Here is a 10,936-nt window from a genome sequence, read left to right on the forward strand (position 1 = left end):
TTAAAAGTGTTTTTCGTTATCAATTATTCTCTTTGTCATTCTAAAACTGACAAGGAAATAACGAAAAACACTTTTAATCGCTTACTTACTATATTATAATTTACTGTGTTTCTTTATCCAGTCCAGCATCAAATAACATCCCGGAGCATATACGTTGCCATGATCGAATCCTTGTAGCTCATATAATACAACATCTTTGTTATTCAGCGATTTTAGAATAGCTTCTAAATGCGCGTTTTCTTCGTATCTGGCTGTTAACTCGAGTTTACGATCACCTGTAATTAGTAAAGTGGGAGGGATACCGGTTCTTGCCTTATTTAGAGGAGCGTATTCGTCAATAATTGGGATATTATATGGTATGCCTCTTTCCTTTCGGATGGTGAAATGTGTATTTGTTTGTCCGCTGATAGGTATAAGTCCTTTAATCTTATCGGCATCTACTCCATATTTTTCAAGGTAACTTTTATCTAAACCGACCATCAGGGTCAGATATCCTCCTGCCGAATGTCCCGATACATAAATATCTTTGGTGCTGCCTCCGTAAGATGCTATATTATTGAATACCCAGGCAATGGATGCCGCAGCATCTTCGATATAAGCCGGATTTGTTGCTTTCGGGCTCAGACGGTAGTTAACAGCTACTACAGCAATACCTTTATTCTTTAGTTCGTTAGGTATTCCTTTTTCTCCACCTTCGAGTCCTCCGCCGTGAAACCATACAACAACAGGGAAATCTTTCTTATTTACGGGATAATATACGTCAAGCTTACAACGCTCCTTTCGATAATTATCTTTTTCGTTCGGACTGATATAGGATATATCTTTATCCGTTTTATACTCGTTACTAACAGAATTTTGTGCAAAGGTTGATATTGCACATAACCAAAAGATCAAAAGAATACCTTTTTTCATGACATGAATTATATTAAGTAGAAGAATTTGTGATAAAGGTATAGATTTTTAGTTTTTTGATAAAATAAATGGGGATAAACACAGAGTTAATAAGAGTATAAAAAATAAAAGCGGGCATCCCTGACCACTTTTATCTTTAGATTGATTCCTCAATCTTACTGAACTTAACTTATTAACTTATTCCTATCTTTTGTTAGTATTATTCTTATTTTCAGGTTTTCTGACTTTTATATATAGAGATTCTTTTGATTTATCTTTCGAAACAAAATTATATACAAATTATATAGCGGAAAATAATAATCGATAGAAAGGGCCGAACTCTCGACAAAAGGATGAGATATTTCTTGTGAAAGCTGATAGTAAGTAGTATGTATATTCTAAAAAGATTCTTGGTATCTATGGGCTTTGGATGGAGAGCTATCTATTCTAGTTTCTGCGTAAAACATTTATGTCTCCACCCATACTTTTGCGTCTTCCTTTCGAGTTGGTATACTCTATCACGTAATAGTAAACACCGGTGGATACATACTTTCCGTTGTGTCTTCCATCCCAACCTTTCGATGGGTCGTTCCATTGATATATTTTTACTCCCCAACGGTTGAAAATGGTACACTTAAACTTCACGATGGATTTGTAGTAAACCTTAAATTCGGCATTTGTAGTCCCTCCCGGAGAAAAAAAGTTAGGGGCTTGAATGTCAGATTCTTCTATGTTAAGTTCTAAAGTGCTTATATTAGCACAAGTTGCGGACTGATCGGCATTATTAGCCACTTCGAGTTTTATGATATAATTACCATCTTTTTCGAAGGTGTACTTTTTTACATCACTACCTGTATAGCGTACAATATAGTTTGCGGTATCTTCCTTGTTATATATACTCCATGTATAGAAATAAGCTGCATCACTTCCCCGTCCATATAAGTTGACTGTGACAGGTGCGGAACTTCCTATTTCCCCATTATTTTTTCCTTCTTGCTCTGCTACAATATGTCCTTCTACAGCAATAGCATTGTATTCTTGCGAACTCTTCTCATGTGGCATCTTGAAGTAGTCTGCAAATTGATCCCCTTTGAGGTTGAAGATGGTGTTCATTAAAGGAGCATCTATCATTTCTTCAGTATCTATATTTAAGGTTCTTATGTTTTTTACAAAAGCCTTGTTGTTTTCGTCCCATTCTTGAATGTCGTAGCTGACAGTATATCTTCGGGGGATTTCTCTTCTGCTTCCATTTGTTGTATAGAAGAATAGTTTATCTTCTGTTTTTCCAATTAGTAATTTAAGAAATTGACATTTATCATCATTTTCTCTGGCTTCGATGGAGCTTAGTATTGATTTATGTTGGTTATAATCAATAATCCAAACAGTGCTTTTGGCAATATTATTGTCTTCTGCAAAATAGCCGTATCCATCTTCCAGATTTGATACAGTATATGTAGAATTTCCGTTGATCGATGTTGTTGAGATATCGGAGTCCGGAATTTGTGTTTTATCTCCAAAAGATTGTTTGTATTTGTAAAATCTGACCGAAATAGACGATGAACTATACTTTATTGTAGCGCCTGCAAAAGTGTTGAATAGATACACTTCTTCTATTCCTGTGCCGGTAAGGCTTTGACCTGATTCTTTTTTATAAGCGTAAGGTGTTCCCAACCCTCCCGAAACTGTATAGGTTTGTGCAAATATTGAGGCCGTAAAAACCAATAAGGTTATTAAAAAGATAGACTTTCTCATAAGTATATTCGAAGAAAGGAAAAACCCTCTATCTTTTAACGGACAGAGGGTTTTCTTATTTTATATTTGAAGTATATTCTTTTGCTCTACCCTTTTTTAGGCTTTTGCATGTAATAATACTCCCATTTTTTTGAATATTGATTCTATTTTCTCAAAAGCAATGTCTACCTGTTCTTTTGTGTGTGTAGCCATAAGAGAGAAACGAATCAAAGTATCGCTTGGCGCAACAGCCGGAGATACTACAGGATTTACAAATATGCCTTCTTCGAAAAGAAGTTTTGTAATCAGGAATGTTTTCTCATTATCTCTGATAAATAGAGGAATAATAGGTGTAGATGTGTGCCCTATTTCAAATCCGCGCTCACGGAAGCCATCTAATGCATAATGCGTAATATCCCACAATGCTTTTATTCTTTCCGGTTCAGATATTATGATATCCAATGCTGCGCTGGCTGCAGCTGTTGCAGCAGGAGTAGCACTCGCGGTAAAGATGTATGGACGGGAATTGTGACGTAGATAATCAAGTATTATTTCGTTACCTGCAATGAAGCCGCCAATCGAAGCTAGCGATTTACTGAAAGTTCCCATAATGAGTTCGACATCATCGACAAGTCCACATTGATCGACAAGCCCTTTTCCACTATAATTGCTTCCTAACACACCTAGACTGTGAGCTTCGTCAACCATTACACTTGCATTGTATTTTTTTGCTAATTCAATTATTTCAGGAAGATGTGCCACATCCCCTTCCATACTGAACACACCATCAATAACGATTAGTTTAACCTTATCCGGTTCACATCTTTGAAGTTGCTTTTCCAAAGAATCCATATCGTTGTGACGGAACTTAAGTTTGGTAGAATAAGATACTCGTGCACCTTCTATGATAGAAGCGTGATCCAATTCATCCCATAAGATATAATCTTCACGTCCGGTGATACATGAAATAACACCTTGGTTTACGTTAAATCCTGTGGAGTAAACGATAGCATCTTCTTTTCCAACAAATTTAGCCAGCTTTTTTTCTAGTTCTACGTGGATATCTAATGTCCCATTCAAAAAACGGGAACCGGCCATGCCCGTTCCGTATTTTTTAGTAGCATTGATTGCTGCTTCTTTTACTTTTGGATGATTAGTAAGCCCCAGATAGGCATTTGACCCGAACATCAATACTTTTTTTCCGTTGATAACAACTTCTGTATCCTGGTCGCTTTGGATTTCTCTAAAATAAGGGTAAATACCTGCAGCTCGTGTATTTCGTGCTGCGTCATACCGATACAACTTATCAGTTAATAGACTCATATTAAACTTATAACAAATGTAATTATTATAGCTGCATGTAATAAAATCACGTTATTTCACTAAAATGCAGGCTGCAAAAATAGCTAAAAAAAATAAGATTGTAATCATTTTGAATTAAATATTTAAAAAAAGGACTATTTGACCTAATCTTGTGTGGCTTCAGGTAAAGGTATATCGCTTTTTTTCTTAAATTTGTAGCTTGGTCTATAGTGTGTCTTGTGTACAAAGTGTATAGGCGCACCATCAGTAGTAGCGTGATCAAAAAAATGAATGGTTAAGAAGAAAAAGAACAAACATGATATATGGAAGCGGTTACATTTCAAGTACCGTCTTTCTGTAATGAACGAAAATACACTTGAGGAAGTATGGAGCATAAAGGCATCCATGTTTTCAGGAGGTGTGTTGTTTTTGTTATTTGCAATATCTCTGGTTACTATTACCTCGTTCCTTATTATCGCTACACCTATACGATATTATCTGCCCGGATATCTCGATGCTGAAGTCAGAGAAAAGGCTTTGAGAGCTGCTATCAGGGTTGATTCGCTCCAGCAACAACTCAACTATCAGGAGGCATATATCAATAACCTGAAGAATGTTTTTACCGGCGTTCTGGATGTTGATTCTGTGAAAATAACCGATACGATATCCGTTTCGGAAAATGATCCTTTGTTGAAAAGGACAGAGAAAGAGAAAGTTTTTGTAGATCGCTATGAAGATAAAGAGCGGTATAATTTATCCGTTATCTCTCCTACTGCTTCGGGGCCGATGGAAGGTGTCGTTTTCTTTAAGCCATTGAAAGGATTGGTAATTAGTAAATTCAATCCGTCAAACGACCGATATGGTATTAATCTGAAAGTAGCATCTCAGGAAACTGTTTTGGCAGTACTTGAAGGTACAGTTGTTTTCTCAGGTTATGATTTTACAACAGGATATACTATGCAAATTCAACATAAAAATGGGTTCGTCTCAATTTATAAGAACAATACGTTACTTCTAAAAAAAGTAGGGGATAAAGTTCGTACCGGAGAAGCGATTGCCGTTATCGGTGATGGCAAGGCTAAAGACAATGCTGATTTAGTTCTCGGTTTTGAGCTTTGGTATAAAGGAAACCCTGTAAACCCTGAAGATTATATAGCTTTTTAATAAAAGCCCAGAAAGAAATAGAATATACATGAAACGAAATATTGCAATACTTGGCTCTACCGGCTCTATAGGAACACAGGCTCTTGATGTGATCAGGGAACACAAAGACGAGTTTGAGATATATGCACTTACAGCCAATAATAATGCAGATTTACTAATCACGCAGGCTCGCGAGTTTATGCCCGAGGTAGTAGTGATTGCCAACGAGGAAAAATATGCGTACGTAAAAGATGCTTTATCTGATCTTCCTCTAAAGGTTTGGTGTGGATGTGATGCTATCGCACAAGTGGTGGAGAGCGAACCTATCAATATGGTTTTGACGGCTATGGTAGGCTATTCGGGCTTGAAACCTACGATAAATGCAATCAAAGCAAAAAAGGCGATTGCGCTTGCCAACAAAGAGACTCTCGTTGTTGCAGGAGAGCTAATTACAAACTTAGCTATAGAAAATAAAGTACCTATTCTCCCTGTCGATTCGGAGCATTCTGCGATATTTCAGTGCCTGAATGGGGAGAATTCTCAAATAGAAAAAATATTATTAACTGCTTCGGGTGGGCCATTTCGTAAACATTCGAAAGAGCAGCTGCAAAGCGTTACTAAAAAAGAAGCCCTAAAGCATCCCAACTGGGATATGGGTGCAAAGGTAACTATCGATTCAGCCTCATTGATGAACAAAGGCTTGGAGATGATAGAAGCCAAATGGCTATTCGGTGTCGAACCCGACCAGATTGAAGTGGTGGTACATCCCCAATCAATCATCCATTCTATGGTGCAGTTCGAAGATGCGTCTATTATCGCTCAGCTGGGCTTGCCGGATATGCATCTGCCGATACAATATGCACTTGCTTATCCCAAACGGTTAAAGTCGAATTTTGAAAGGCTTGATTTCTTTAAGCTGCAAACAATGACTTTCGAAAAACCCGACACAGACAGATTCCGTAATCTGGCTTTTGCTTTTGAGGCGGCAAGGCTCAAAGGAAATATGGCATGTATAATGAATGCTGCGAATGAGATTGCTGTTGAGGCATTTTTACACGACAAAGTCGGCTTTTTGGAAATGAGTGACGTGATAGAAAAAACAATGCAGAAGGTATCTTTTGTACATACACCAACCTATGACGACTATGTGCAGACAGACACAGAGGCTCGCTATATAGCAAAAGAGTTTATCAAATAACACTATAATAATTTTTAATGGAAACTATTTTAATTAAGGCGTTACAACTAATATTAAGTTTATCTATACTTGTTGTTATACACGAGTTCGGGCACTTTCTTTTTGCCCGCCTTTTCAAAATAAGAGTCGAAAAGTTCTATCTTTTCTTCAATCCATGGTTCTCGCTGTTTAAATTTAAACCCAAAAACAGCGATACAGAGTATGGTATCGGTTGGTTGCCACTAGGTGGCTATGTGAAGATATCGGGAATGATAGATGAGTCTATGGACAAGGAACAGATGGCGCAACCTGCACAGCCTTGGGAATTTCGTTCCAAACCGGCATGGCAGAGACTATTGGTGATGGTTGGCGGAGTGCTGTTTAACTTTATATTAGCAATAATCATATATGGAATAATCCTATTTTCGTGGGGAGACTCTTACATCCCTGTAAAGTCGGTGAAAAATGGTATGACATTTTCTCAGACGGCAAAAGAATTGGGCGGATACCAAGAACGTGATATCATTCTTAGCATAGATGGCAAGGATATGAACAACCGCAGTGGCGTGTTGAACATGAATACCTTTATGCAGTTCCTTGATGCGAAACAGGTTGTTGTAGAACGCGAAGGCAAACAGGTGACTTTGACTATGCCCGAAAAATTTGCGGAAAATGTTATTGGTGCTGAAGACCTGCAACCGCCATATTACTATTGGACATCAACACGTCTGGATACAGTATCCGATGCTGCTAAAGCGGCCGGTTTACAAAAAGGAGATAGTATTCTTTCTGTAAACGGAAATAATGTGACATCTTGGATGCAGCTTTCGGGAGAAATCTCTAAAAAAGAAAATAAAGGAAAACATATAGCAATCACTTATATGCGAGACTCACTAACCGCAACAGTGAAAGTCTTAGTAAACGATGAAAATAAAATAGGGATAGGTGGTGTAAGTCCTATATACGAAGTTAAGACAGATAAGTTTAGTTTCTTGAAAGCGATACCATCAGGTGCGGTTCTTGGTGTGGAAACGCTGAAAGGCTACGTTGCTCAGATGCGTTTTGTGTTTTCTTCTAAAGGGGTACAAAATCTGAGTGGCTTTGCCGGAATTGGTAACCTTTTCCCACCTGCTTGGGACTGGCATGCTTTCTGGTCGATGACTGCGTTTCTATCTATCGTTCTTGCATTTATGAATATATTGCCTATTCCCGCTCTGGATGGCGGCCATATCATGTTCTTGTTGTATGAGGTCATTACAAGACGACAACCGAACGAGAAATTTATGGAAAGAGCTCAGATGGCAGGTATGATTTTCTTATTGCTCTTGCTCGTGGTGGCAAATGGGAATGATATAATCAGAATCTTTTTCAAGTAAAAAATATGACTATTACAGAATTAATCAATAAAAGTGATAAAACGGCTTTCTCTTTCGAAATTCTTCCTCCGTTGAAGGGGAACAATGTAGAGAAAGTATATAATATAATAGATAAGCTAATTGAGTTTGATCCTCAGTATATAAATATAACAACTCACCATAGCGAGTACCTCGATCAGCAAATGCCCGATGGTACAGTAAAAAGGGTGAATATACGCAAGCGTCCCGGTTCTGTGGCTATTGCGGCTTCTATTCAGCACAAATACAATGTGACAGCTGTTCCGCACATGATATGCAAAGGGTTCTCTCAGGAGGAAACTGAATATGCGCTTATCGATCTCAACTTCTTGCATGTGCAAAACCTTCTACTGCTTAGAGGCGATACAAAACGACTTGCACCTGAACAGATATATCCTAACCGGAACGAATATGCTACAGATCTTCAACTACAGGTGAATAACTTCAATGAAGGTATTGCAGCAGATGGAAGTTTATTCGAAAAAAATGCAACTCCTTTTTCTTACGGGATGGCATGTTATCCTGAGGTTCATGAAGATGCGGTCAGCGCAGAATCCGATATTTTCTATATGAAGCAAAAAGCAGACAATGGTGCAGAATATTTTGTCACTCAAATGTTTTTTGATAATCAGAAATATTTCTCATTTGTAGAAAAGTGTAGAGAAGCAGGAATTACGCAGCCTATCATACCGGGTGTGAAGCCTATTGTTTTGATGAGCCAGCTGGAAGTATTGCCAAGAATATTCCGTTCGAGCATACCCGAGGAGTTAGCCGTTGAACTAAGAAAATGTAAGACCGATGACGACGCAAAAGAAGTTGGAATAGAGTGGGGTATTAAGCAGTCTAAGGAGCTTATTGAATATGGAGTTCCTAGTATACACTTTTATTCTTTGCTTGCAACGGAGAGTGTAAGACGTATTGCTAAAGAGATTTATTAGAATTTATCTTTATATAAGAGAGTTCTTATAAAAAAGGTAACAATAAAGTAACAACAAAATAGACGTTTATTCTGTCACTTTTGTCACCTTTTGAAAATAAATATTTGAATATTAATTTTTTATGTTTCTAAAGGTTTGTTACTTTTGATGTGTGACAGATAACTGAAAAAGAATGTTTTTTAAAGATATTGTAGGGCAGAGTGAAGTAAAAGAGAGGCTTGTCACATCGGCAAGGAAGGGGTTTATTCCCCATGCTCAGCTTTTTTGCGGACCTGAGGGAGTCGGTAAATTCCCTTTAGCGTTGGCTTACGCCCAATATCTGAACTGTGAAAATCCGACGAATAACGATTCGTGCGGAAAATGTGCATCTTGTGTTAAATATGCTCATTTGACTCATCCCGATCTTCACTTTGTTTTCCCTATCGTAAAGAAAGCAGCGAAGAAAAAAGAGGTTTGTGATGATTATATAGCCGATTGGAGAGAATTTGTAAAGCAACACAACTATTATTTTAACCTTACCCAGTGGTTAGATCATATAGATGCTGAGAATTCTCAAGGGCTTATTTATGCGAAGGAAAGCGAGGAGATCCTGCGTAAGTTGAGCCTTCGTATATATGAGGCTAAATATAAAATAATGATTATCTGGCTTCCCGAAAAGATGCATGAGTCTTGTGCAAACAAGTTGCTGAAGATAATAGAAGAACCGACAGATAATACTATATTTCTGCTTGTGTCCGATACACCGGATAATATTATAACAACTATTCAGTCTCGTTGCCAGCGTATTAATGTTCATGGTGTAGCCGAATGTGATATTGTGCAGGCTCTCGAATCTGAATATAATATCTTGTCTGATGATGCAACTACTGTTGCACATTTATCGAAAGGTAGTTACCTGAAGGCTGTGGAAACGATCAGCCTGAACGAAGAACATAAGTTTTTTTTCAATCTGTTTGTGCAGATGATGAGAGCTTCTTATGCTCGTAACATAAAGGAAATAAAGACTATCGGTAATGAATTGGCAGCAATAGGACGGGAGAATCAAAAAAGCTTCCTGATATATAGTCAGCGCATGGTTCGCGAATATTTTGTAAGTAACTTGCATCAGCCCGAAATTACCTATTTGGCTCAAGATGAGGCTAATTTTGGAATACGCTTTGCGCCGTTTATCAATGAACGTAATATTGTAGGTTTTATGGATGAACTGGCTCTGGCAGAAAGACATATAGAACAAAATGTAAACGCTAAGATGGTGTTTTTCGATCTTTGTCTGAAAATAACAATGCTGATTAAACAATAAATATAAACCCACAAAGCTAGAAAAGGGGCTTTGTCTTAATTAATTAAAATGAATAACAATGGATTCAAATCAAAATACATTTAATCCTGCCATGGACTGTCAGGGCACTTGCAAAACCCCGATAGGGTGTACTTGTGCCAGGGCAAACCGAAAGGCACTTGTTACAGTCGCTACTAGCGAATCGCAGAAGCAGGCGGTAACTAAAACGTGTGGTTGTCAATCTGGTGGAGGTTGCGGCTGTCAGTCGGGAGGCGGCTGTGGTTGCCAATCGGGGGGCGGTTGCCAGTCAAAGAAAGGCGGATGTTGCAGCGGAACTAATAAACTGGAAGTTTACAATTGGCTTGAAGATCTTCCGGAGATACCGGGTGAGTCGCAGATGGTTGAGGTTCAATTTAAAAATACACGTAAAGGCTATTATCTCAACAGCAATAATATAGAACTATTCAGAGGAGATATCGTTGCAGTAGAAGCCACACCGGGACACGATATTGGAGAAGTAACGCTTACCGGTAAACTGGTGAAACTTCAAATGCTAAAGAATAACTATCGTGGAGAGACTAAGCGCATTTATCGTATAGCTAAACAAAACGATATTGAGAAATGGGAAGACGCTAAATCGAAAGAGCATAAAACAATGCTTCGTTCGAGAGAGATAGCCGAAGAACTTAATCTTGCGATGAAGATCAGTGATGTCGAATATCAAGGAGATGGGAACAAGGCTATTTTTTATTATATAGCAGACGAGCGTGTCGACTTTCGCCAATTGATAAAAGTATATGCTTCCGAGTTTCGTGTGAAAATAGAAATGAAGCAGATCGGAGCACGTCAGGAAGCCGGTAGAGTGGGTGGCATTGGCCCTTGTGGGCGAGAACTTTGTTGTTCCAGTTCGATGTCTAACTTTATCTCGGTGTCTACATCAGCCGCTCGATTGCAAGATATTCCACTCAATCCTCAGAAATTGGCGGGGCAATGCGGTAAGCTCAAATGTTGTCTGAATTTTGAAGTAGATACTTACGTAGAGGCTCAACGAAAATTGCCATCCCGCGAAGTGATTCTTGAG

At 38.3% G+C, this 10,936-nt stretch carries 9 protein-coding genes; 6 read left to right on the top strand and 3 right to left on the bottom strand.

Annotated features, from left to right (window positions below; genetic code table 11):
• Positions 1–93: 93 nt before the first annotated feature.
• The 3 genes from B3P17_RS02540 to spt form a co-directional block, all read right to left on the bottom strand.
• A complete protein-coding gene (locus B3P17_RS02540; RefSeq protein WP_252638316.1) occupies positions 94–912 on the bottom strand; it encodes an alpha/beta hydrolase in 819 nt (272 codons plus the stop codon).
• A gap of 426 nt (positions 913–1,338) precedes the next feature.
• Complete coding sequence (locus B3P17_RS02545; RefSeq protein WP_291103138.1) at positions 1,339–2,643, bottom strand: gliding motility-associated C-terminal domain-containing protein; 1,305 nt, start codon at positions 2,641–2,643, stop codon at positions 1,339–1,341.
• A gap of 96 nt (positions 2,644–2,739) precedes the next feature.
• The gene (gene spt, locus B3P17_RS02550; protein WP_252638314.1) at positions 2,740–3,945 is read right to left on the bottom strand and encodes a serine palmitoyltransferase; all 1,206 of its coding nucleotides are present in this window, start codon (positions 3,943–3,945) and stop codon (positions 2,740–2,742) included.
• 270 nt (positions 3,946–4,215) lie between these two features.
• Between spt and B3P17_RS02555 the strand changes: the two genes are divergently transcribed.
• The 6 genes from B3P17_RS02555 to B3P17_RS02580 form a co-directional block, all read left to right on the top strand.
• Positions 4,216–5,088 (top strand): murein hydrolase activator EnvC family protein, encoded by an 873-nt coding sequence (locus tag B3P17_RS02555; RefSeq protein ID WP_135103411.1) that lies wholly within the window; start codon positions 4,216–4,218, stop codon positions 5,086–5,088.
• Positions 5,089–5,116: 28 nt separating this feature from the next.
• Positions 5,117–6,265, top strand: coding sequence for a 1-deoxy-D-xylulose-5-phosphate reductoisomerase (locus B3P17_RS02560; RefSeq protein ID WP_252638313.1), 1,149 nt, complete (start codon positions 5,117–5,119; stop codon positions 6,263–6,265).
• A 17-nt stretch (positions 6,266–6,282) separates the two neighbouring features.
• Positions 6,283–7,620 carry an RIP metalloprotease RseP gene (gene rseP / locus B3P17_RS02565; RefSeq protein ID WP_252638312.1) on the top strand — a complete coding sequence of 446 codons (1,338 nt, stop codon included), beginning with the start codon at positions 6,283–6,285 and terminating at the stop codon, positions 7,618–7,620.
• Positions 7,621–7,625: 5 nt separating this feature from the next.
• The gene (locus tag B3P17_RS02570; protein ID WP_135103415.1) at positions 7,626–8,576 is read left to right on the top strand and encodes a methylenetetrahydrofolate reductase; all 951 of its coding nucleotides are present in this window, start codon (positions 7,626–7,628) and stop codon (positions 8,574–8,576) included.
• A gap of 172 nt (positions 8,577–8,748) precedes the next feature.
• Entirely contained in the window at positions 8,749–9,876 is a 1,128-nt protein-coding gene (gene holB, locus B3P17_RS02575) for a DNA polymerase III subunit delta' (protein WP_252638311.1), read from the top strand.
• A gap of 58 nt (positions 9,877–9,934) precedes the next feature.
• A partial coding sequence (locus tag B3P17_RS02580) for a PSP1 domain-containing protein (protein ID WP_291103145.1) occupies positions 9,935–10,936 on the top strand: 1,002 nt, incomplete at its 3' end.

Source organism: Dysgonomonas sp. UBA7630 (assembly GCF_002483985.1).
Classification (GTDB): domain Bacteria; phylum Bacteroidota; class Bacteroidia; order Bacteroidales; family Dysgonomonadaceae; genus Dysgonomonas.